At 64.3% G+C, this 22679-nt stretch carries 22 protein-coding genes; 8 read left to right on the top strand and 14 right to left on the bottom strand.

Annotation, left to right across the window (positions count from 1 at the left end; all coding sequences use genetic code 11):
* Positions 1 to 96: 96 nt before the first annotated feature.
* Positions 97 to 1824, bottom strand: a complete 1728-nt coding sequence (locus RBA41_RS27605) for an ABC transporter substrate-binding protein (RefSeq protein ID WP_306627588.1) — start codon at positions 1822 to 1824, stop codon at positions 97 to 99.
* Positions 1825 to 1986: 162 nt separating this feature from the next.
* Between RBA41_RS27605 and RBA41_RS27600 the strand changes: the two genes are divergently transcribed.
* The 3 genes from RBA41_RS27600 to RBA41_RS27590 all read left to right on the top strand — a co-directional run bounded on the left by RBA41_RS27600 (position 1987) and on the right by RBA41_RS27590 (position 6228).
* Positions 1987 to 3225 (top strand): spore maturation protein, encoded by a 1239-nt coding sequence (locus tag RBA41_RS27600; RefSeq protein ID WP_306627587.1) that lies wholly within the window; start codon positions 1987 to 1989, stop codon positions 3223 to 3225.
* Between the two features lie 14 nt (positions 3226 to 3239).
* Positions 3240 to 4697, top strand: coding sequence for a D-alanyl-D-alanine carboxypeptidase/D-alanyl-D-alanine endopeptidase (dacB, locus tag RBA41_RS27595; RefSeq protein ID WP_306627586.1), 1458 nt, complete (start codon positions 3240 to 3242; stop codon positions 4695 to 4697).
* 145 nt (positions 4698 to 4842) lie between these two features.
* A complete protein-coding gene (locus RBA41_RS27590; protein WP_306627585.1) occupies positions 4843 to 6228 on the top strand; it encodes a Fic family protein in 1386 nt (461 codons plus the stop codon).
* 48 nt (positions 6229 to 6276) lie between these two features.
* Here RBA41_RS27590 and RBA41_RS27585 read toward each other — a convergent pair whose 3' ends face one another.
* The 10 genes from RBA41_RS27585 to RBA41_RS27540 form a co-directional block, all read right to left on the bottom strand.
* A complete protein-coding gene (locus RBA41_RS27585) occupies positions 6277 to 6678 on the bottom strand; it encodes a GNAT family N-acetyltransferase (RefSeq protein ID WP_306627584.1) in 402 nt (133 codons plus the stop codon).
* A gap of 76 nt (positions 6679 to 6754) precedes the next feature.
* Complete coding sequence (locus RBA41_RS27580) at positions 6755 to 7390, bottom strand: M15 family metallopeptidase (RefSeq protein WP_306627583.1); 636 nt, start codon at positions 7388 to 7390, stop codon at positions 6755 to 6757.
* The gene (locus tag RBA41_RS27575) at positions 7363 to 8271 is read right to left on the bottom strand and encodes a LysR family transcriptional regulator (protein WP_306627582.1); all 909 of its coding nucleotides are present in this window, start codon (positions 8269 to 8271) and stop codon (positions 7363 to 7365) included. The genes RBA41_RS27580 and RBA41_RS27575 overlap by 28 nt, the downstream gene beginning before the upstream one ends.
* Before the next feature lie 18 nt (positions 8272 to 8289).
* Positions 8290 to 9084 (bottom strand): N-acetylmuramoyl-L-alanine amidase, encoded by a 795-nt coding sequence (locus RBA41_RS27570; RefSeq protein ID WP_306627581.1) that lies wholly within the window; start codon positions 9082 to 9084, stop codon positions 8290 to 8292.
* A 97-nt stretch (positions 9085 to 9181) separates the two neighbouring features.
* Positions 9182 to 10078 (bottom strand): N-acetylglucosamine kinase, encoded by an 897-nt coding sequence (locus tag RBA41_RS27565; RefSeq protein WP_306627580.1) that lies wholly within the window; start codon positions 10076 to 10078, stop codon positions 9182 to 9184.
* Positions 10075 to 11637, bottom strand: coding sequence for a glycoside hydrolase family 10-like protein (locus RBA41_RS27560; RefSeq protein WP_306627579.1), 1563 nt, complete (start codon positions 11635 to 11637; stop codon positions 10075 to 10077). Before RBA41_RS27560 ends, RBA41_RS27565 begins: the two co-directional genes overlap by 4 nt.
* A gap of 85 nt (positions 11638 to 11722) precedes the next feature.
* Positions 11723 to 12847: an acyltransferase family protein gene (locus RBA41_RS27555; RefSeq protein WP_306627578.1), complete on the bottom strand. Its 1125-nt coding sequence runs from the start codon at positions 12845 to 12847 to the stop codon at positions 11723 to 11725.
* Between the two features lie 13 nt (positions 12848 to 12860).
* Positions 12861 to 14132, bottom strand: a complete 1272-nt coding sequence (locus tag RBA41_RS27550) for an MFS transporter (RefSeq protein ID WP_306627577.1) — start codon at positions 14130 to 14132, stop codon at positions 12861 to 12863.
* A 67-nt stretch (positions 14133 to 14199) separates the two neighbouring features.
* Positions 14200 to 15081: an N-acetylmuramic acid 6-phosphate etherase gene (locus RBA41_RS27545; protein WP_306627576.1), complete on the bottom strand. Its 882-nt coding sequence runs from the start codon at positions 15079 to 15081 to the stop codon at positions 14200 to 14202.
* 79 nt (positions 15082 to 15160) lie between these two features.
* The gene (locus tag RBA41_RS27540) at positions 15161 to 15901 is read right to left on the bottom strand and encodes a GntR family transcriptional regulator (RefSeq protein WP_099873080.1); all 741 of its coding nucleotides are present in this window, start codon (positions 15899 to 15901) and stop codon (positions 15161 to 15163) included.
* Between the two features lie 346 nt (positions 15902 to 16247).
* Here RBA41_RS27540 and RBA41_RS27535 point away from each other — a divergent pair, with 346 nt between their 5' ends.
* Positions 16248 to 17486: a D-amino acid dehydrogenase gene (locus tag RBA41_RS27535; RefSeq protein ID WP_306627575.1), complete on the top strand. Its 1239-nt coding sequence runs from the start codon at positions 16248 to 16250 to the stop codon at positions 17484 to 17486.
* A gap of 70 nt (positions 17487 to 17556) precedes the next feature.
* Here RBA41_RS27535 and RBA41_RS27530 read toward each other — a convergent pair whose 3' ends face one another.
* Positions 17557 to 17799, bottom strand: coding sequence for a DUF2283 domain-containing protein (locus tag RBA41_RS27530; RefSeq protein ID WP_306627574.1), 243 nt, complete (start codon positions 17797 to 17799; stop codon positions 17557 to 17559).
* 303 nt (positions 17800 to 18102) lie between these two features.
* Between RBA41_RS27530 and RBA41_RS27525 the strand changes: the two genes are divergently transcribed.
* Positions 18103 to 18396 carry a hypothetical protein gene (locus RBA41_RS27525; RefSeq protein WP_306627573.1) on the top strand — a complete coding sequence of 98 codons (294 nt, stop codon included), beginning with the start codon at positions 18103 to 18105 and terminating at the stop codon, positions 18394 to 18396.
* Positions 18397 to 18406: 10 nt separating this feature from the next.
* Here RBA41_RS27525 and RBA41_RS27520 read toward each other — a convergent pair whose 3' ends face one another.
* Both RBA41_RS27520 and RBA41_RS27515 read right to left on the bottom strand, forming a co-directional pair.
* Positions 18407 to 18724 carry a hypothetical protein gene (locus tag RBA41_RS27520; RefSeq protein WP_306627572.1) on the bottom strand — a complete coding sequence of 106 codons (318 nt, stop codon included), beginning with the start codon at positions 18722 to 18724 and terminating at the stop codon, positions 18407 to 18409.
* Complete coding sequence (locus RBA41_RS27515; RefSeq protein WP_306627571.1) at positions 18721 to 19674, bottom strand: zeta toxin family protein; 954 nt, start codon at positions 19672 to 19674, stop codon at positions 18721 to 18723. Before RBA41_RS27515 ends, RBA41_RS27520 begins: the two co-directional genes overlap by 4 nt.
* A gap of 149 nt (positions 19675 to 19823) precedes the next feature.
* Here RBA41_RS27515 and RBA41_RS27510 point away from each other — a divergent pair, with 149 nt between their 5' ends.
* The 3 genes from RBA41_RS27510 to RBA41_RS27500 are packed head-to-tail and all read left to right on the top strand — an operon-like array spanning position 19824 to position 22676.
* Positions 19824 to 20249, top strand: coding sequence for a YchJ family protein (locus tag RBA41_RS27510; RefSeq protein ID WP_306627609.1), 426 nt, complete (start codon positions 19824 to 19826; stop codon positions 20247 to 20249).
* Between the two features lie 12 nt (positions 20250 to 20261).
* Complete coding sequence (locus RBA41_RS27505; protein WP_306627570.1) at positions 20262 to 21869, top strand: carboxyl transferase domain-containing protein; 1608 nt, start codon at positions 20262 to 20264, stop codon at positions 21867 to 21869.
* 21 nt (positions 21870 to 21890) lie between these two features.
* Positions 21891 to 22676 carry an enoyl-CoA hydratase/isomerase family protein gene (locus tag RBA41_RS27500; RefSeq protein WP_306627569.1) on the top strand — a complete coding sequence of 262 codons (786 nt, stop codon included), beginning with the start codon at positions 21891 to 21893 and terminating at the stop codon, positions 22674 to 22676.
* Positions 22677 to 22679: the final 3 nt, after the last annotated feature.

The raw sequence follows: 22679 nt of genomic DNA, 5'->3' as shown, positions 1-22679 counted from the left end.
CGAACGAGCGTACGCGGTCGCCGCCAGGCCAGCTAATGAAATTTCCTGAGGCAACTATAACTTCAGGGCATGGCTTGTGGCGCTATTCAGCCTGCATCAACGTGCCATTTTACTGGCGCGTTCGCGCTGTTCCGGATCGATATCGAGGTAGCGCCACGTGGTGAATTCGACAGGATGGCGCTTGTAGTTTTTTAACCACGGATGCTGCAGGTCGGCCGACAGCGGGTGGGTCAGCGGCACCCACGGGTTGTAGGCGTGGATCAACTGATTCATTTCGCCATACAGCTTCTGGCGCGCCGGCGAGTCGCCCAACTGGCGTGCCTGTTCGTAGCGCTCGTTATAGGCCGGCAAGTTGAAGCGCGCATAGTTGGCGCGGCCGCGGTTGGCGCCGTACAGCAACTGGTAGAAATTGTCGCCGTCCGGGAAATCGGCGATCCAGTTGCTCTCGAACATTTGCACCTTGCCCAGGCGCGAGGCCTTGATGATTTCGGTCTTCTTGTCGGTCCGGAATACCACGCGCAAGCCGATGGCGTTCAGGTTCTTGCGCCACAGCTCGTCGCGCAGGCGCCCGCCGACGGTCGCCTCGCTGTGCATGGTCAGGGTCAGCGGCTTGCCGTCCGCAGCGCGCCGGAACCCGTCCGGGTCGCGCTGGCGGTAGCCGAAGCGCTCCAGCAGCGCCTGCGCCAGCGCCTTGTTGTACGGCACCGGCGTGCGGTAGGCGGGGTCGTAGCCGAGCACATTCGGCGGCAGCGGCGACTCGGCGCGCAGGGCGAAGCCTTTCTTGAGCAGGCCGATATCTTCCGCGCTGTCGTAACTGAGCGCAATCGCCCGGCGCAGGGCCACCTTGCCGTTGCCGTAGCCGCCCAGCACCGGGTCCTCCATGTTCATCCACATATAATAGGTTTGCAGCACCGGGAAGCGGTTCAGCATGATGCCGCGTGCCGCCAGTTCGGGTTTCAGCTGGCCGTTGCGGATGACCATGCCGGTCAGCGATTCCGGCACCTGCTCCAGGTAATCATACTCGCCGCCCAGGAAACCGAGCATGCGGCCCTGGAATTCCTCGGCGATGCGCACCTCGACCCGGTCCAGCAGCGGCAGGCGCCGGCCGTGCCGGGTGATACCCCAGTCGTGGTTGGCCAGCAACACGATCTTGTCGCTGCGCTTCCACTCGCCCAGGCGGAACGGGCCGCTGCCGACCGGATGGTTGCCGGCCTGGCCCGGCCAGGCTTCGATCACTTCGCGCGCCACCACCCCCGAGGCCGGCGTCGCCAGGTAAAACAGGAAATTCTTGTCCGGCGCCGCCAGGGTGATGCGCAGGGTGTGGCGATCGGGCGCTTGCAGGCCGGCAATGCTTGTCGCATGGCTGAAGCCGCCCTTGAGCGCGGCGTCGCCCTTGAGCTTGCCATCGAACAGGAACAGCCAGGGCGACTTGAGGGCCGGATCGTACAGGCGCTTGAGGCTGTACACATAGTCGGCCGCCGTCACCTCGCGCCGCTGGCCGCCAAAGGCCGGATCGGCGCTAAACAGCATGCCGGGGCGCAGGCGGAAGGTGTACACCAGGCCATCGGCGCTCACTTCGGGCAGCGCGGCGGCCGCATTCGCGCGCAGGGCCACCGGACGGGCGTCGTAATCGTAGCGCAGCAGCGGGTCGAACAGGTTTTCCAGCAGGCTCAGGGTGGCGATGTCGGACGCCACCGCCGGGTCGAGCCCGGTTTCGCTGGTGGTCAGCAAGGTATGCAGGACCTTGCCGGCCGCCTGCGCCGGGCACGGGGCGGCACACAGCAGCGCGGCCGCAGCGGCGGCAAGAAGGCGGAGCATCGTCATGGCAGGTCCTGGCGGGTCTGGTGCATATCGATGCGTATGATAGGCGAGGATCGCGCCTGCACGCTTTTTACATAGGCAAGCTGCATGGTTTCATTATTTCGCGGTAACCTGCGCCTATACTCTCGCTGCAACATCGGCTCCCTAACGCGAAACGAATACGACATGGCATTAAATTACATCTGGTCCGGCTTTTTCCTGGTCGGCTTCCTGGCGGCACTGGCCCAGTGGATTTTCCTCGGCGATAACGATATCTTCAGGAAAATCATCGATGGCACCTTCGAGTCGGCACGGGCCAGCGTGATGGACATCGCCCTGCCCCTGGCCGGCATCATGACCCTGTGGCTGGGCATCATGAACATCGGCGAGAAGGCCGGCGCAGTCGGCTTCATCGCCAGGGTCATCGCGCCGTTTTTCTCGCGCATTTTCCCGGGCGTGCCGAAAGACCACCCGGCCAATGGCCACATGGTGATGAATTTTTCGGCCAACATGCTCGGGCTCGACAACGCCGCCACCCCGTTCGGCCTGAAAGCGATGGAAAGCCTGCAGTCGATCAATCCCACCAAGGACGAGGCCAGCGATGCCCAGATCATGTTCCTGGTATTGCAGACCTCGGGCCTGACCGTCATTCCCCTGTCGATCATGGCGCAGCGCGCGATCCTGGGCGCCAAGGACCCCTCCGATATCTTCATTCCCTGCCTGATCGCAACCTACGTGGCGACCCTGGTCGGCATCATTGCGGTCGCCATGAAACAGCGCATCAATTTGCTCGACAGGGTCGTCATCGGCTGGCTCGGCGGCACCACGGCGGCCATCGTCGCCCTGGTGTGCTATTTCGCGTTCTTTCTGACCAAGGCCGAGATCGAACTGGTGTCCAGGGTGGGGGCCAACCTGATCCTGTTTTCCATCATCGTGACCTTCATCGTCGCAGCCATGCGCAACAAGGTCAATGTCTACGAAGCCTTCATCGAAGGTGCCAAGGGCGGCATCCAGACCTCGATCACCATCATTCCCTACCTGGTCGGCATGCTCGTCGCCATCAGCGTGATCCGCAACTCCGGCGTGCTGGGCCTGATCGTCGGCGGCGTCAACTGGGTGCTGATCCAGTTCGGCCTCGACACCAGCTTCACCGGGGCCCTGCCGACCGCGCTGATGAAGCCGCTCTCGGGCAGCGCCTCGAAGGCGATGATGATCGACGCCATGAAAACCTATGGCGCCGATTCCTTCGTCGGCCGCCTGGCCAGCATCTTCCAGGGCGCGGCGGACACGACCTTCTATATCATCGCCCTGTATTTCGGCTCGGTGGGCATCAGGAAAACCCGCTACGCGATTTCGTACGGCCTGCTGGCCGATGTGGCCGGCATGATCGCCGCAATCTTCGTCGCTTACCTGTTCTTCGGCTGATCATGAGAGCCAAGATGCTGCGACCACTCGCCCTTGCCGTCCTGCTGGCCTTCGCCGGCGCCGCCGGCGCCCAGCTGCCCGCGCCGGTCAGCCAGTTGCTGTTTGATGCCAGCATTCCCGAAGATGCCATGAGCGCGCTGGTGCTGCGCGGCGATGCGACGCTGCTGTCGCACCTGGCCGAGCGTCCGCTCAATCCCGCCTCGACCATGAAACTGGTGACCACGATGGTCGCGCTCGACCAGCTGGGGCCGGCGTTCCGGGGACGCACCGAACTGCGCACCGGCGCCAGCGTCAGCGGCGACGTGCTGCGCGGCGACCTGGTGCTGCGCGGCGGGGCCGATGCCGACTTCAGCGGCGAGGTGCTCGAACGCATGCTGCAATCGGTGCGCAACCAGGGCATCCGCAAGATCGACGGGCGCCTGGTGCTGGACCGCCAGCTGTTCAACCCGGCCCGGCCCGACATCGGCGCGCCGCAGTTCGACGAATCGCCCGAGGCCTACACCAACGTGATTCCCGACGCGCTGATGGTCAACAAGAACATGCTCGAACTCGACCTGCGCTCGGGCTCGGGCACCGTGGCGGCGGTGGCGTATCCGCAGCTCGACGGCGTGACAATCAGCTCGGCCATGACCCTGGTCGACGCCGACTGCGGCAGCTGGGCCAATGGCTGGAAGCAACCCGACGTGCAGCGCGACCGGCTCGGCAAGATCACGGTGCTGCTCAAGGGCAGCTTTCCGAAATACTGCGCCAAAACCTACCGCGTTAACGTGCTCGACCGCCAGGATTACCTCGACCGCCTGTTCCGCGCCACCTGGAAACGCCTGGGCGGCGTGCTGATGGGCGAAACCATCGAAGCGGCCAGTCCGCCGGCCACGCGCCTGCTGGCCGAGCATGCGTCGCGCACCCTGCCCGACATCGTGCGCGACTACAACAAGAGCTCCGACAACACCCTGGCGCGCACCGTGTTCCTGACCCTGGGCAGCCTGGAAGCCGACCCGGTGGCGGGCAGCCGCGCGCTGGTCACCATCCCCGGCGAAACCACGGTGGCGCGCGCCGACCGCAGCGTGCGCGACTGGATGCGCGCGCGCGCCATCGACGATACGGGGATGGTGCTGGAAAATGGATCGGGCCTGTCGCGCATCGAGCGCATCAGTGCGGTACAGATGGCTGGCGTGCTGCAAGCGGGGCTGCGCAGCAACTGGTCGCCGGAATTCATGAGCAGCCTGCCGATCGCAGCGGTCGACGGCACCATGCGCCGGCGCCTGGCCGACAGCCCGGCGGCGCAGCGCGCGCGCCTGAAAACCGGCACCTTGCGCAACGTGGTGGCGGTGGCCGGCTACGTGCGCGATGCCACAGGTCAGCAATGCGTGGTGGTGGCCATGATCAACAGCGAGCTGATCGGCAACGGCAAGGGCCGCGCGGTGCTCGATGCGCTGGTGGATTGGGTGGCCCGCTCTGGCGCCATTAACTAGCCCAAACGAATTATCTGTAATCGCACCGATATTGGCGCAAATCGCACCGATACTCAGGAAATCGCACCGATACTTTGAATACCGCACCGATACTCCCGAATCTGCTCAAATTCGGTAGAATTGGCTCACACTACCGAGCCAATTGATGCGCTATAACGGCCGCCTGACCCGCGCAGTTCTGCTACAAGTCTTGACCGACATGGCCAAGGCTGGAAATGAGTTCGTCTCATCGTCTCAGTTGGTTGACGCTACCGGATCAAGCAAGGATGCGGTCAAGCGAATGTTGTCCAGATTGACATCAGCCGGGCAGGTCGAGGTCACGGGCAAAGCCCGTGCTACGCGATATCGCCTGCTAACAACAGTCGCTTCTGTTTCCCCTGAACAGCTGGAAACACCGTTACTTGCCACAGCAAGTCCAACCGAGATTGGCCCACGCTGGCGCGCGGAAAGCCTTCAGCTCCGGCAACAACTGACACTTCCTCTGGCTGCACGTACACCCGTCACGTATCGTCGGGAATTCGTTGACGACTACAAGCCCAACGAAACGTTCTTGCTGCCACCGGAACTCGCAGACGAACTGGTGGCGCTCGGCCGTCTTCCAGGACAACTTCCGGCGGGCACCTACGCTCGCAAGGTGCTGGAGCAATTACTCATCGACCTTTCATGGTCATCCTCTCGCCTCGAAGGCAATCGCTATACCCTTCTGGATACGGAAGAGCTGTTCAAAAGCGGCGCTGCCGCTACCGACAGCGATGCTGTCATGCTGCTCAATCACAAAGCGGCCATTGAGTTCATTGTGGATGCTGTTCCCATGCAAGGGCTCAACACCAGTCTGGTTCGCAATGTCCACGCGGTACTCATGCATGACCTGCTGGTTGATGTTGCGTCACTCGGCACGATTCGCACCAAAGTAGTCAACCTCAGCGGCAGCACCTATATTCCATCCCAAGTCCCGGCGGTGTTGGAAGAGATGTTCGAGCGCATTATCGTCAAGGCGCAGCGCATCAAGAATCCTTTGGAGGCAGCCTTTTTCCTCTGGGTAAACTTGGCGTATCTTCAGCCTTTTGAGGACGGCAACAAGCGGGTGAGCCGGCTCGCCGCCAATATTCCACTGATGCTGTACAACCAGGCACCACTGTCGTTTCTCGATGTTGACCGTGACGATTATGCGCTGGCGATGATGGGTGTCTACGAAGCTTGCGATGTCTCGATGGCGGTCGACCTCTTCGATTGGACATATCGACGCTCTCAAGCCAAATACAAGGCTGTGTCGGGATCCCTGGATTCACCAGACCCGTTCCGCGTCAAGTACCGCGAAGCACTCAGCGAAGCGGTGGGATCGGTGGTCCGACGCCGTCAATCAATGGCCGATGCAATAAATTCCCTGGAATTGCCTGCCGAGGACGCGGCAAGGTTCCAGCAATTGCTAGTCCAGGAACTGAATGTCCTTGCAGATTTTAACTGTGCGCGTTACCGGCTCGGCATGAAAGAAACGCAGGCCTGGATTGACGAGGGGCGCCCTGGCCAGTAGCTAAAGGCAATGCACCGCCTTGATTGCCGATCTGCTGAGAAGCACTTATTAGTGTTCGGTGCCGGCGTAGATCCACATTGGCTCGGTGCGGCCGGCGCGGGTGAAGCCCAGCGATTCGTAGAAGGCGATGGCGTCGCCGTCGGCCGTGAGCATCTGCTGGTGAAAGCCGGCATAGCGCGCGCACAGCGCTTGCATCATCAGGCGCCCGATGCCCTTGCGCTGGTGCGCCGGGTCCACCAAAAAATGCGGGTAGTAGACCACCAGGTGGCCGTCCGAGATCGCATTGCCGATGCCGACCAGCACGCCATTCTCGCGCGCCGTGACCAGGCTGTGCGAATTGCGCAGCGCAGCCATCAACTGTTCCGGTTTGTCGGCGGAGGACCACGCGTTGGCGCGGTACAGGGCAATGACTTCGGCGTCGCCGATCTGGTCGTCCAGGCTGATATTCATGGGCAGGGGGCGGCGTGCGCCGGGCGTTGAAAGTGCTTTATGGTAACAGTCAGCGATCCGGCGCGCTGGCGCCGCCTCACAGCACGCGCTGGAAGGTTTGCCGCACCCAGTCGCGGTCGCCGCAATCGAAGTGCCACCATTCGCTGGCAATGCCCACGAAGCCGGCCTGCGCCATCGCGTCGCGCAGCAGTTGCCGGTTTTCCACCTGCTGCGGGGTCAGTTCGCCGCGCGCCAGCAGCAGTGCCTCGCGCGCCGGGTGCGAGCGCTCGCTCATGTCGTCGAAGGCGGTGCCCATGTCGAGTTCGCGCCCGTGTTCGTCGAGCAAGGTGATGTCGAGCGCCATGCCGAAGGAGTGGATGGAACCGCGCTCCGGCGGCGCCAGGTACATGCGCAGGCCGGTGCCGTCGAGCGCCGCCCACAGCGCTTCCTGGACCCGCTGCGGGCGCAGCGCGTCGAGGATCAGCGCGCTGCAGTCGGGCCGCTGCAACGCCAGCCAGGCCACGACGCGCTCCAGTGCCGCCGCGGCATCCCGGTGCAGCCAGGCGCAGTCGAATGGCGAGTACAGGTCGCGTCCGGTGAAGTTATCGACGCCCGCGTAGCGCAAGTCGACCGTGATGCCGGCAATGCTGGACAAAGGCCGGAAGTCGGCGCACTGGCCAAGCTGTTCGATCGGCAAGCCCTCGATCATGATGGCGCCCCGTGCGACAGGCATTGCCGCGCCGCCGCACCGATGCTGGCGACCAGCTCGCGCGCGCCATGCGAGAGCGGCGCATGGCTGGCCGTGAGCAAAAACAATTGCACCGGAATGGCTGGTGCCCAGGCGCGCCGCTGCACCTTGCCGTCGTGCGCCGAGGCGGCCGTGAAGGGATCGACCACCGCCATGCCGGCGCCGGCCTCGACCAGCGAGCGGGCGATCTGGTAAGTCTGCACCACCGTATGAAACACCGGATGAACACCCTGCGCTTCGCACGCGGCCACCAGCAGCTGGCCGAGCGGATCGTTGTCGGCGTGGCCGATCAATTCGCCGCTGAGGCCATCGGCCGAGACCGGCCGGGCGCAGGCTTCCTCGCTCCAGCTGCCGGCCGGGGCGATCACCGTCATCACGCCTTCGGCAATCGCTTCGGCCACGATGCCGGGGTGGCGCGGGTCTTGCAGCGACAGGGCCAGGTCGGCTTCGCCCAGGCGCAGGGCGTGGACGATCTCGCTGGTGTGGTGGGTGGCCAGCTCGCAGCGCGTGTGCGCGAACTGCTTGCGCCACACCGTCATCGCCTGCGGCAGCACGCTGATGGCAATCGTCGGCGTGGCCACCAGGCGGATGGTTTCGACCGCGCGTCCCTTGAGGCTGGCCGCGAGGCGGCGGATGCCTTGCAGGTCGCGGTGCAGCTTGTCGGTTTCGGCGAACAGGCGGTGCGCCTCGGGCTTGGGATAGAGCTTGCCGCGCACGCGCTCGAACAACGGCATGCCCAGCTGCAGCTCGCAGTGCTGCAAGACCTTGGTCACGGCCGGCTGCGATATGTGCAGCACCTGGGCCGCGCCGCTGATGGTGCCCACCTGCATGATGGCGTGGAACACTTCGATGTGGCGCAGGCGCATGGTGCGGTTCCCGTCCTGTTATGCCGCTGGTTTTACGGCGGGGGTGGTCAGCGCATCGAGCAGGGCCGCCGTTTCGGCGTCCGGCGTGCCGTCGATGGTGGCCGGGCGGTATTTCATCTGGAAGGCGCCGATGACGTTGCGGGTCGCTTCGTCGAGCAGGCCGGTCTGCGGCAGCGCGTAGCCGAATGTGGCCAGGCGCGCCTGGAACCAGGCGACGTCGGGCAGCAGCAGGTCGTACACGGGGCGCGCCGCGGCCACCCTGGCGGCGTCGGGCCAGGCCACCAGGCCGTGCCGGGCCAGCTCGAACCACGGGAACATCGGACCCGGGTCCTGCTTGCGCTGGGGGGCGATGTCGCTGTGGCCGAGGATGTTTTCGGGCGGGATGTTGTGGCGCTTGACGATGTCTTTCAGCAGCACGATCAGGCTGTCCACCTGGGCTTGCGGGAAGGGATACCAGATGCGGCCGCTGGGGGTTTCGGTGAAGCCCGGGTTGACGATTTCGATGCCGATCGAGCTGCCGTTGAGCAGGGTGTAATTTTTCCAGTGCGATACGCCGGCGTGGTTGGACTGGCGCGTTTCATCGACCAGGCCGTAGACGATGGGGGACGTTTCGTCGGTCAGCAGGTAGTGGCTGCTGACGGTCTGCTGGGTCAGCACCTTGATCGATTGCGGCAGGTTGATGGCCGTGTAGTGCAGGATGACGAACTTGACGCGGCTGCTCTGGCCCTTGGCCGAGTAGGTGCGGTCGATGGCGGGGCCGGTGGCGCAGCCGGTGAGCAGGGCGATCAGGAGCGTGGCGAGCAGGGTTTTCATCGGCGAGTAGAAAGAGGTAAAAGTTCAAATTTCCCCGTCGCTCCCGCGCCAAGGCGGCACTCGGCGGGAGCGACGGAGGTGGCGCGAATGACGGCGCTCAGGTCCAGGTCGCGGCAATCCGCGCCGCTGCATGATGAGCGCGGGCCGTCGTCTGCGTCAAGCTTATCGCATCCGGCAAGCCGGCGCGCATCGTGTTCACAATCAGGGGATGCAGCGCGGCGGCGCGTCCCGCCAGCACCACCGGCCGCGCACCAAAACGCGCCGTCAAGGCCAGCGCCAGGCGCGCCAGCTCCCGTCCCGCTTCCGCAAGAATCGCGGCCGCCACCGGATCGGCCCCGGCACTGGCAGCCACGGCCAGCGCCAGCCGGCCCACCTCGCCGCGTTCCTGTCCGTACATGAACTGGCGCGACAGCGCCCAGTCGTCGCCGCCGATCTGCGCAAACACGGCCTGCGCCATGGGCGACGCACGCCAGCGGCCGGGCGCTTCATCCTCGTTGCGCCAGATGTGGCGCAGCGCCTCGCGCGCGATCCAGAAGCCGCCACCGCCATCGTCGAGCATCACGCCACGCCCGCCGGCACGGTGGAACACGCCATCGGCATCGATCCACGCGCCGATCGAGCCGGTTCCGGCATACACCAGGTAACCCTCGCCCGGCGCAAAGCTGGCCAGGTAAGCAATCTCGATATCGCTGCACAGCACGACCTTTTCATCCGGCAAGCCTAGCGGGCCGGCCAGCCACTGCTGCAACTGCGCGCCATCGCCACCGAAGCCGGTCAGCCCGGCGCGCACCGCCCGCGGACGGCCGTGGGCAAGCACGGTGGCCGCGAGCGCCGCGAAACTGGCTTGCACGCTGGCGCGGCCGTCCGCGCTGCCCATCTGCAAGGCGGACAAACCGCCCACGTCGCCCTCGGCCACGATGGTCCCGTCGGCCGCCGCCAGCGCCCAGCGCGTGCGGGTGCCGCCGGCATCGATGCCGAGGCCGGGTCCGCTCATGGCTTGAGCACGGAGATGCGTTCGCCCTCGTTACCCAGGCGGTCCACCGCGCTGACGAACACAGCGCTGGCCGGGCCGAGTCTGGCGTCGTCAAGCACGGTCCAGTCGGCGCGTGAAGCGGGCACGACGGCAAAGCGCCATTCGCCGCCGTGGCGCGACCAGATCGCATAGTGCGCGTTGGACTTGCCGGCCGTGAGCTTGAGGGCCACGCCGTTGCCCTCGCGCCGCGCCGCAACCGTCGGCAGGCCCGGCGCGTCGTTACCCAGCCACGGCGAGGCCGGCACCAGCGCCGGGGCGACGTAGTGGCCGGTCTTGAGCTGGTCGCTGAGGCCCTGGCGGTTTTCCATCAGCGCCACCATGCTGAAATGCACGTGGCCGCCGGCGCCCGGACGGCTGCGCGTGACGCCAATCTGCTGCACGATTTCCCTGGCCTGGAAGCCCTTGCTGGCGGCGCCGATGCGGCTGGTGAACAAACCCGGCCAGATATGGCGCCGCTTGCCGTTCTGTGCCACCCAGTAGTCGAGCAGCACGTCGTAGGCTTGCGGGGCCTGGCCGATGGCCCAGTACAGCTGGGGCGAAAGATAGTCGAGCCAGCCGTTGGCGAGCCACAGTTCGGCGTCGGCGTACAGCTTGTCGTACTGGCTGAAGCCGACGATGCCGCGCGGGCGCCGGTCCGGACGGCCGATGCCGAAGGGGCTGATGCCGAGCCGCACCCAGCTTTTCTCGCGGTGGATGCCGGTGTACATCGCCTCGATCAGCTTGTTGACGTTCTGGCGGCGCCAGTCGGCACGCGTGAGCGTGCCGCCGGAGAGCAGGTAGCGCTGCCAGGCCGGCTGGTCGGGAAAATCCAGCTCGGCCTTGGGCACGTAGGCGCCGTCGAGCGCGGCCGTTTCCGCGCCGCTGGCGCCGGGCGCCTCGATCGGATACGGATAGAAATAGTCGTCCAGGTGTACGCCGTCGATATCGTAGCGCCGCACCACGTCGAGAATCACGTCCAGGGTGTGCTTGGACGCCGATTCTTCGCCCGGGTCCATCCACAAAAAGCGCCCGTAACTCTTCACCGCCGCCGGATTGGCCTTGGAAATATGGTCGTGCGCGGGGGGCGACTTGGCCGTGGCGTGGCGCGCGCGGTAGGGGTTGAACCAGGCGTGCAGCTCCAGCCCGCGCGCATGGGCCTGGGTGACCCAGAACTTGAGCGGGTCGTACCACGGCTGCGGCGCCTGGCCCTGGGTGCCGCTCAGGTACTCGGTCCACGGTTCCAGCTTGGACGGATAGATGGCGTCGGCGCTGGGCCGCACCTGCAGCACGATGGCATTGAGGTTCATGGCCTTGGCGCGGTCGAGGATGGCGATGGCCTCGGCCTGTTGTTTTTCGGCCGGCAGGTTGGCGCGCGAGGGCCAGTCGATATTGGCCACCGTCGACACCCAGGCGGCGCGAAATTCGCGCGGCGCCACCGGCGGCACGGTCTCGCTGCCGCCCTGGATGGTGGCCGGGCTGGGCACCACGCCCACCGCCCCTCCGGTCCCCGCCACCGGCGTGGCCGTGGTACACCCTGTCATCAACCCGCCCAGCGCCATGGCGCCGGCTACCCCTGCTAGCGCGAATGCGCGTCTTGTCCTGTTCGGCTGCAAACCATTCCCCAATTTAAACTTTTACAAACCATTTCTTGCGCCACATCCACCATGCAAGCAAGAACATCGCCGCATTAAACAGCAGAGCATAAAGCAAAGAGCTGTTGACAGGCGACACGCCAAGCGCACTCACCTGTGCATACAGCCGTTGCGCCAGGCTCACACCGCCGACCTCGATAAAGCCCAGCATTTTAGACACCAGCCCGGAAAACGCGAAAATGAACAGGGCATTCATGCCGTAGATATTCAAAGGCGTGCTCCAGCGCGCCGCCGCGCTGCGCAGCGGAATGTGGGGATTGGCGTCGAGCAGCCAGTAAAAGCTGGAAAACACGATCAGCGCCCAGCCTGTCATGAAGAGGCAGAAGGACGGTGTCCACAAGCTCTTGTTGATCGGCATGAGCACGACGTCGAGCATGGCGCCGATCCACAGCAGGGCCAGGCCGGCCAGCAGCATCCAGACGGTCTGTTCGGTGCGCGAGTGGCTGGAGAGCAGCCAACGCCCCGCCAGCACGCCCAGCAGCTGGCTGCACAGGGCCGGAATCGTCGAGAGCAAGCCTTCCGGGTCCCAGGTTTTCGATTGCGGCCACAGGTGGCCGTCGAGCAGCAGGCGGTCGATGTAGGCGCCGACATCCTGGCCCGGTTCGAGCACGCCGGCGCCGATGCCGGGCACCGGTACCCACAGCATCAGCACGCTGTAGAGCGCCAGCAGGCCGGCGATCCACAGCACTTGCTGGCGCCAGCTGAAATACAGCACGATGGGCGCGGCCAGCAGGGTGCAGATGGCGATGCGCTGCAGCACGCCGGGAATGCGCACGGTGGACAGATCGAAACCGGGTATCAGGTTCAGCGCCAGGCCGATCAGGAAGATGATGGCGGCGCGCACGGCCAGCTTGCGCAGCAGGGTCGGCTTGTCGGCCCCGGCCGCGGCCAGGCGGCCCAGCGAAAACGCCATCGACATCCCGCCGATGAACAGGAAGAAGGGGAAAATCCAGTCGGTGAAGGTCCAGCCATGCCACTGGGCGTGCGCCAGCTGGGAATACAGGTGGCTCCAGTCGCCCGGATTGTTCACCAGGGTCATGGCCGCGATGGTGAAGCCGCGGAAGGCGTCCAGCGAGGCAAGGCGGGCCGGCGCCGTCATTTATCGGCCATCATTAATCAACCCGCTTGCCGAATTCCGGATCGATCTTCACCAGCGCCGCCATGATGAAGGCGGGAATGGTCATCACGCACACATAGATGAAGAAATGCTGGTAGCCCAGGTATTCCTGGATTTTCCCGCTGAACATGCCAGGCACCATCATGCCGAGCGCCATCAGCCCGGTGCAGATGGCGTAGTGGGCGGTCTTGTGTTCGCCGTCCGAGATCATGATCATGTACAGCATCATGGCGGTGAAACCGAAACCGTAGCCGAACTGTTCCAGCGCGATGCTGGAGGCGATCAGCACGAAATTCTGCGGCAAGGCGGTGGCCAGGTAGACGAACACGACATCGGGAAGGTGCACCGCGAACACCATCAGCCACAGGCAGCGCTTCAGGCCCAGGCGCGAAATCAGGAAGCCGCCCAGCAGCCCCCCCAGGGTCAGCGCGACGATGCCGATGGTGCTGTATCCCAGCCCGATCTGCGCGGTCGTCATGCCGAGGCCCCCCTTGCTGACCGGGTCCTTCATGAAGGGAATCGCCAGCTTGAGCAATTGCGACTCGCCCAGGCGGAAGGTCAGAATGAAGCCGAGGATCAGCCAGATGTCGCGCTTGCCGAAAAAAGAGGCAAAGGTGGCAAAGAATTCGGCCAGCTTGCTGTCGCCGCCAAGCACGGTCTTGTCTTCGGCCGGGCGCCCCAGCACCACGCTGTGATAGGCGAACAGCCCCACGAACAGCGCCGCCAGCACGGAGAACACGACCGTCCAGGCAAAGACGGCGTCGCCGGTACGGGTGGTCAGATGGCCGGCCAGCATGCCCATCGCGCCGCCGCCGGCAATCGTGGCCAGCCGGTAAAAGGTACTGCGCACGCCGACAAAGGCGGCTTGCTGGTATTGCTTCAGGCCCAGCATATAAAAGCCGTCGGCGGCGATGTCGTGGGTGGCGGAAAAAAAGGCCATCACCCACAGCACGCCCAGGCTGATCTGGAACCAGCCCGGCAGGTGCATGGTGAAGCCGACCGCGCCCAGACCGGCGCCGATGGCCAGCTGCATGTTGACGATCCACCAGCGCTTGGTGCGCACCATGTCCACCAGCGGCGACCAGAGCGGCTTGACGACCCACGGCAGATACAGCCAGCTGGTATAAAAGGCGATGTCGTCGTTGCCGACGCCGCGGTCCTTGTACATCAGGACCGACAGGGTCATCACCACCACGTAGGGAATGGCTTGACCGAAGTACAGGGAGGGTACCCAAAGCCAGGGGCTTTTATCTTGCGCTGTTTGCATAATTCTTTCGTGATCATGCAGGCCGGGCGGCCGCCGCCGCCGCCCCGCGCAAGACACGGAAAGACAGTCAGGCGGCCAGTGCCTGGCGCACGCTGCCGCGCGCGCTCTCAAGCAAGACCCTGGCCTGGGCGATACTGGTTTTTTTGGTCAGGGCCACGATGGCGACCTTGACATGGAAATCGCATTGTTCCAGCACCGCGCGGGCGGCGGCCTCGTCGGCACCGGTGGCAAACATCGTCAGCCGGACCGCGCGCAGCACCAGCTTGGCATTGGTTGGCTTCAAGTCTACCATCAGGTTGCCGTAGACCTTGTGTAAACGCACCATCAGGGCGCTCGAAAAGGTGTTCAGTGCAATTTTCTGGGACGTGCCGGCCTTCAGCCTGGTGCTGCCGGAAATGACTTCCGGACCGGTATCGAGGGTGATGCCGATCTGCGCTTCGCGCACCACGGGCGCGTCCGGATTGTTGGCAAAGCCGATCGTCAGGGCGCCGGCCGCGGCGGCGGCGCGCAGCGCGCCGAGCACGTAGGGCGTGGCGCCGGAGGCGGCCAGCAGCAGCACCACGTCGTCGCGCCCCGGATTGAGCGCGCGCAGGTCGGCCGCGCCCTGCGCGCTGTCATCCTCGGCGCCTTCGACGGCGACGAACATGGCGTCGATGCCGCCGGCCAGCAGCGCCAGGGCGCGTTCGTGCGGCCAGGAAAAGGTGGGATACAGTTCAACGCTGTCGAGCACGCCGAGCCGGCCCGACGTGCCGGCGCCCACGTACATCAGGCGCCCGCCGGCGTCGATACGCGGCAGCGCGGCCGTGACGGCGGCAGCGATCTGGCTCGAGGCCGCCTGCACCGCGCGCACCGCGTGGAACTGGTCGCCGATGAGGGTATCGACCAGTTCACCGGTGGGGTACAGGTCCAGGTCGGCATGCTGCCGGTCGGGGGTTTCTGTGTTCAACATGGCCGCTCCGCTGCTTCGATGCGGCTAGTGTAATGCCAAACGGGCGGCGTTCAGTATGAAAGGGACAAGAACGCCAGCATCAGGCGACGCGGCGCATCTCGGCCACGAAATCGTAATGGTCGCTGCGGCAATACGAATGGGTCAGCTCGACCGCCTGGCCCGATTCCAGATAGCCGACGCGCGTGATGTACAGCACCGCCTGGCCTTCCGGCACGCCGAGCTGGCCGGCCAGCACGGCGCCGGCATTCATGGCGCGGATATGTTGCAGTGCACGCACGGGAGTGTGGCCGGTGGTGGCCAGGTGCTCGTACAGGGAGTTGCCGACCGCTTCCGGCTTGGGCAGCACGCTGGCCGGAATCACGCTGACCTCGTACGCCATGACCACATCGTCGGCCAGGCGCAGCCGTTCAAGGCGGGCCACGCGGGCATTCGGCGACAGGCCCAGGCTCAGTTGCTCGTCGGCGGACGCGACCACCACCGAGCGGCTGAGCCATTGCGAGCCGGGGCGGTAGCCGCGCTGCTGCAGCTGCTCGGAAAAGCTCGACAGGTTCGACAGGGGCTGCTCGATGCGCGGCGCCACGTAGTTGCCCGAGCCGCGGCGGCGCACCACCAGGCCCTGCTCGACCAGCTGGTCGATGGCCTTGCGCGCGGTCACGCGCGAGACGTCGAGCTGCTCGGAGAGCAAGCGTTCGGACGGCAGCGCCTGGTCGACCTGGTAGCGCCCGTCGCGCACATCCTGGATCAGTTTGCGCGCCACTTGCATGTAGAGCGGGGAATTGTCGTTCAAATCGACCTTGAAATCGGTGTGGGTAGTGCTCATTACGGTTCCGCTCATGGTCATCGATCCTGTGCTGCCGCCATGCTGGCGTGCGCATCAGTGTAATCGTAATGCCGCCGCCGGTCAGCAGGCGCAGGCATGAAATTATCCACGGCGCGCATACCGGGACGTTATGGCGGCATTCGTCTTGCATTCTAGCCTGATTGGCCGCCCGGCTCGTGCCGACATCGAGGAAATTTTATGCCATGCTGGCAAAGGCGCCAGACTTATTAGCGCATAGACAAGACACATGAACTGCGGTTATGGGGGCCGGCGCGGGATTCATTGGCGCGCCCGGCGGCATGTGCGTAAGCTGCTGCCATGGGCCTGGCGAGAGAGGTGAAGCGGCATGCGGGAAGTCATGGTGATCGGCGGCGGGGTGGTGGGACTGGCTAGCGCCTGGTGGCTGCTGGAGGCCGGCTTCGGCGTGACCCTGCTCGAACGCGACGCCACGCTTGGCGCCGGCGCCAGTTTCCGCAATGGCGGCCAGCTCAGCTACCGCTACGTGGCCCCGTTCGCCGATGCCGGGGTGCCGCTCAAGGCGCTGCGCTGGCTGTTGCAAAAAGATGGACCGCTGCGTTTCCGGCCTGAGGCCGACCGCCGCCAGTGGCGCTGGCTGGCGCAGTTCGTGGCGCACTGCGATGCCGGCATCCATCGCCGCACGACGGCGCGCCTGCTCCAGCTTGGCGAGCTGAGCCGCAGCGCGATGGGGCAGCTGGACGGCATCCTTCCTAAAGATGAGTTCGGCTGGCGCGAGGCCGGCAAGCTGGTGGTGTACCGGTCCGGCAAGCTGTTCGACGCGGCCGCGGCACGCGCCGGTACGGGCGGCGAGGTGCTGTCGGCGGCCGCTTGCGTGGCGGCCGAACCGGCGCTGGCGGCGGCGCAAGCGGTGCTGGCGGGCGGCGTGTTCAACCGGGGCGAAGCGGTGGCCGACTGCCATGACTTTTGTACCGGGCTGGGGCAGCGCCTGCGTGCCCATCCGCGCTTTCGCGGCATCGTGCGCGGCGAGGCGCGCGGCTTCGTGCTGGAGAAGGGCAAGGTGAGCTGGCTCGACACCAGCGCCGGCATGCTGGCGGCGGACGATTATGTGCTGGCGGCGGGCATCCGCAGCCGCACACTGGCGGCCACGGCGGGCATCTACCTGCCGCTGTATCCGCTCAAGGGGTACAGCCTGAGCGCGCCGGTGCGGCCGGGCGACTGTCCGCCGCAGATCAGCGTGACCGACTTCGAGCGCAAGGTGCTGTATGCGCGCATCGGCGACCAGTTGCGCGTGGCGGCCATGGTCGATATGGTGGGGGAGGATGCCTCGCTCGATGCGGGCCGGATCGCCGGGCTGCTGCGCCAGGCGCGCGCGGTGATGCCGCGCGCGGCCGACTACGAGGCGATGACGGCGTGGGCCGGCCTGCGCCCCGCCACGCCCAGCAGCGCGCCCATCATCGGGGCGACGCCGGTGAGTAATCTGTGGCTCAACGTGGGGCACGGGCCGCTGGGTTTTACGTTTGCGTGCGGGTCGGCCAGCATCCTGGCCGCTGTAATGCGCGGCGAGGCGCCGCCGATCAGTTTGGAGGGGCTCGCTCTGCGCGGCTGACGAAGAATTGCGCTGGGTTGACGGCGACGGGCTGCGGGTCAGCCGCCACGGTTCTGTTCGAACGCGGCCGCTATGCCAGGATTTCGATGCCGATAAGGCGTCCGGCAGCGTCGAAGTCCATGTAAATATCCGCGCCTTCATAGTCGACGAGATCGGACAGACGCAGCATTTTTTTGACACAGCCAGATGTGCTCTCGCCCGGATGATCGGGAAGACTCAGGTACGCAACCGGGCTGTCTTCCTCAGGATCGCAGTCCGGATCCACTTCAAGATCCGATTCAGCAATCTTCAATTCAATTTTTCCATTGGCCATACTTATTCTCGAGCTACAAATTACCAATTCCTTACTCGCAGCCAGGTTGGCTTCCGAACTATCGCGAGGAACATTGACCGGACGACCTGCCATGTTCCAGACATGATTTGGCGGTCGTATTACTGGTCTTCGCTGTTCATCGTTCCGCTATGTTCATGATACCTAAACATAGTAAAACTATGGACAAACTTTGACGCGATGTTCAAAAAAGATAAATGGTAACGTAACGTGAACGATGGGAAAATATGAACGCCCCAGCACCGACCCGGACCGGCAAGAGCGAAAACGACCTACGCGTGCTCGATGCAGCTATCGATGCCCTTGCCAACAGCACTGCGACAGCGCCTGACTGGCCAGCACAACGTTGAAGCGGATACCCTCACTCGTCACAAACTCTACTACGGGCCGACAGCAGCGCCGTACGGGATCTCCGTCGACCTCGTTCCATTCGGCGCCCTGAGTGGAGAACGCGAGGAAATTCGCTGGCCGCCACAAATGGCAAGCCGCTGGGGTCTACGTTTCGTGAGGATCGGCCAGCATGTTGGCCGCTGCGATGCGATGCGGGGCGAGGCGCCGCCGATCAGCCTCGACGGCTGAGTCTACGGGCTTAAGCTGCGTCACTGAGGACAGGTTTGACAAACCCATCCCATGATGCTTTTCCAGCCTTCACCGCATCGATGTAATCGTAAAAAGCCTGGGCTTCCGGCGAGATTGGCCGCCCAAGCGTGGCTGCCATACGCTCAGCGATGTCGGCGTCATTAAATTCCCATTGGTGCATCATCATTTCTCTCAGGCTGACGCCCTCATTGCCGGAATTGGCGCGGGAGCGCCGCAGCTTTCTGCTGAGTTTGCGCTCTGGGGAGTTGTCAGTCAATCGAGTAGGTTGAGCGAAAAAACGATTTTTGCGCAGTGAGGTCTTTTTCATGGTGTTTGCTCCCATAGTGCAGCCGGGTTGGCATCCGAACTACAGCTGTGAACACTTGCCGGATGGCTTGCCACCGCCAGTGCGCCCAGAGATGCCCACTGCGAATCCGCGCCGGTGTCTGCGTCCATCCACGCTTTATAGTAGTTCAAAACAGGATCGTTCGCATATCGATCAAAGATCGTACCGAGCGAAATGTACCGCCCTGTTTTGAGGAAGCGATCAAGCGCCCGCTGTGTTGCCTGGGCCCGATCAAGCAACATGGCCGTCAAGTGAACCTCGTAGCCGTTTTCGATCAACAAGTGGCGTACTGATTTCAAACGACGCTCATCATTACCGACAAGTGGAATGACGACGTTCAGTTTTCTGGACATACAATATTCAAGCAGGGACGCGGCACCCGCAACCGCCATACCAAAAATGAGCAATCTCGACTCTTCATGCACCAGCGCGGCCCCTGCCAGCGCATGCGCGAATTCAGGTAGCTTGCGCTTGGCAAAATCGGAGTCAAGCACCATTGCTCTCAAACAATCCGAGATCGCGCTGACCAGCGTCGACTTGCCCGACGCCGGCAAGCCGGTCACAAGATAAGCACATGCCCCGGCGTGCGCTTCTTGTCCGTATGGTTTTGAGCCACCATGTCCAAGGCAAATATCCTCGTCAGAACCGAGCCTGTCGTAAAGAATAAGTTCTTGGACTATCTGCCGGCGCAGGCCATGACGCGCTATATTGCTGCGGTATTGCGGCACGCGGTTGCGCCGGCTCGTCATTGTCGGAGCTTCCATTGCCGCCTCCACGGCGCTCTCCGCATCGCGAACGCGTTTGCACAATTCAAGAAGATTGAGGGTGCCGCCATCGTGCAGTGTGAATTCGTGCCTGATATCAAGGCAACTGCCTAAAAACGCCTCGATGCTTTCATGATCGAGCAGGGGCCTGGCATAGTTATTGGTCATGGTTCGCCTGTCGATGCGGATGTCAATCAAAGACGTCAAACTTAACAGTCCCGCATGAGCACAGTCTGAGCGCACGCAAATGTGCGGGACGTGACATCGTGGCCGCCAATATGGCGGATAATTGCAAGATTCCGTTTTTGCAAACAATCATGCCCTTTCCCTCCACCTGCCCCTGCGGCGGCGCCACCTTCGCCATTTGCTGCGCCCCGTTCCTCGCGGGCGAGGCGGTGCCGCCGACGGCCGAAAGCCTGATGCGCTCGCGCTACACCGCCTACACCCTGGGCAATGAAGCCTACCTGCGCGCGACCTGGCACCCGAGCACCGTCCCGGCCGAACCGATCGTCGGCGAAAACGAACAAACCCGCTGGCTCGGACTGGAGATTAAATCTGCTTTACGTTTACGTAAACGTCAAGCAAACCTGCTAGAATCGCCGGACGCCGATACCGTAGAATTCGTCGCCCGCTACAAGATTGGCGGGCGCGCGCACCGCCTGCACGAAGTCAGCCGTTTCGTCCGCGAAACCAACGACGGGGTGGCGCGCTGGTACTACCTGGACGGCAGTTTCCCGGACTAAAAAAGGATCGCAATGCCCCACATCGACAGCAAACTCAATCCGCGCAGCGACGACTTCAAGGCCAACGCCGCAGCCATGCAAAGCATCGTCGACGACCTGCGCGCCAAGGTCACCGCGGCGGCCGCCGGCGGTGGCGCCGCCGCCAGCGCCAAGCATGTCGCGCGCGGCAAGCTGCTGCCGCGCGACCGCGTGCAGATGCTGCTCGATCCCGGCACGCCCTTCCTCGAATTTTCCCAGCTGGCCGCGTACGAGATGTACGACGGCGCCGCGCCCGCCGCCGGCATCATCACCGGCATCGGCCGCGTGTCCGGCCAGGAGTGCGTGATCGTCTGTAACGACGCCACCGTCAAGGGCGGCACCTACTACCCGATGACGGTCAAGAAGCACCTGCGCGCCCAGGAAATCGCCGACCAGAACAACCTGCCCTGCATTTACCTGGTCGACTCGGGCGGCGCCAACCTGCCGAACCAGGACGACGTCTTCCCCGACCGCGACCATTTCGGCCGCATCTTCTTCAACCAGGCCAACCTGTCGGCCAAGGGCATCCCGCAGATCGCCGTGGTCATGGGTTCGTGCACCGCCGGCGGCGCCTACGTGCCGGCCATGAGCGACGAATCGATCATCGTCAAGGAACAGGGCACCATCTTCCTGGGCGGCCCGCCGCTGGTGAAAGCGGCCACCGGCGAAGTGGTCACGGCCGAAGACCTGGGCGGCGGCGACGTGCACACGCGCCTGTCCGGCGTGGTCGACCACCTGGCGCAGAACGACCTGCACGCGCTGTCGCTGGCGCGCACCATCGTCTCGAACCTGAACCGCGTAAAACCGGCCCGGATGGCGCTGCGCGAGTCCGTCGAACCGACATACGCGCCCGAAGAACTGTACGGCGTGATCCCCGTCGATACCCGCAAACCGTTCGACGTGCGCGAAGTGATCGCCCGCATCGTCGACGGCAGCGACTTCGACGAATTCAAGGCGCGCTACGGCACCACCCTCATTTGCGGCTTCGCCCATATCTACGGCGTCAAGGTCGGCATCATCGCCAACAACGGCATCCTGTTCTCGGAGTCGGCCCTGAAAGGCACGCACTTCATCGAACTGTGCTGCCAGCGCAAGATCCCGCTGGTGTTCCTGCAAAATATCACCGGCTTCATGGTCGGGCGCAAATACGAAAACGAAGGCATCGCCCGCAACGGCGCCAAGATGGTCACGGCCGTCGCCACCGCGGCGGTGCCCAAGTTCACGGTCATCATCGGCGGCAGCTTCGGGGCCGGCAATTACGGCATGTGCGGCCGTGCATTCTCGCCGCGCTTCCTGTGGATGTGGCCTAACGCGCGCATCTCGGTGATGGGCGGCGACCAGGCCGCGTCGGTGCTGGCCACGGTCAAGCGCGACGGCATCGAGAACAAGGGCGGCCAGTGGTCGCCGGAAGAAGAAGCCGCCTTCAAGCAGCCGATCAAGGAACAGTACGAACACCAGGGCCACCCTTACTACGCCACCGCGCGCCTGTGGGATGATGGCGTGATCGATCCGGCCGACACCCGCATGGTGCTCGGCCTGGGTCTGTCGGCCGCCCTCAACGCGGAGATTGCCGACACGAAGTTCGGCGTCTTCCGCATGTAAAGCACCAGGTAAAGGAATCGCATGGACTATCAGACACTCGCCGTTTCAATCGCCGACCGGGTCGCCACCGTCACCCTGAACCGCCCCGACGTGCGCAACGCGTTCAACGAAATCACCATCGCCGAACTGTCGCTGGCCTTCGATGAACTGGGACGCAGCGACGACATCCGCGCCATCGTGCTCGATGCGAACGGGCCGGCCTTTTGCGCCGGCGCCGACCTGAACTGGATGAAGAAAATGGCCGTTTACTCGCATGCCGAAAACAGCGAGGACGCCGCCAAGCTGGCCGACATGCTGCGCGCGATCTACCTGTGCCCGAAACCGGTGGTCGCCAAGATCCAGGGCGACTGCTACGCCGGCGGCATGGGCCTGGTGGCCGCGTGCGACATCGCAGTGACCGTCAACAGCGCCAGCTTCTGCCTGTCCGAAGTCAAACTCGGCCTGATCCCGGCGACCATTTCGCCGTACGTGATCCGCGCCATGGGCGAAAACGCGGCGCGCCGCTACTTCCTCACGGCCGAAAAATTCAGCGCCCAGGAAGCGCACCGCATCGGCTTCGTGCACGATGTCGTGCCCGCCGACGCGCTCGACGCGCATGTGGCGGCGATCGTCAACGCGCTGGTGACCAGCAGCCCGAACGCCGTGCGCGAAGCGAAGGTGCTGGTGCGCGAGATCGCCGGCAAACCGGTCGATGCGGCGATGGTGGTCGACACCGCCGAGCGCATCGCCAATGTACGCGCGTCGGATGAAGGACGCGAAGGCGTCGCTTCCTTCCTCGAAAAACGCAAGCCTTCGTGGCTGGTGTGACGT

Source organism: Massilia scottii (genome assembly GCF_030846495.1).
Classification (GTDB): Bacteria; Pseudomonadota; Gammaproteobacteria; order Burkholderiales; family Burkholderiaceae_D; genus Telluria_A; species Telluria_A violaceinigra.
Note: the sequence above shows the minus strand (reverse complement) of the source record. Positions and strands in the feature narration are given on the sequence as shown.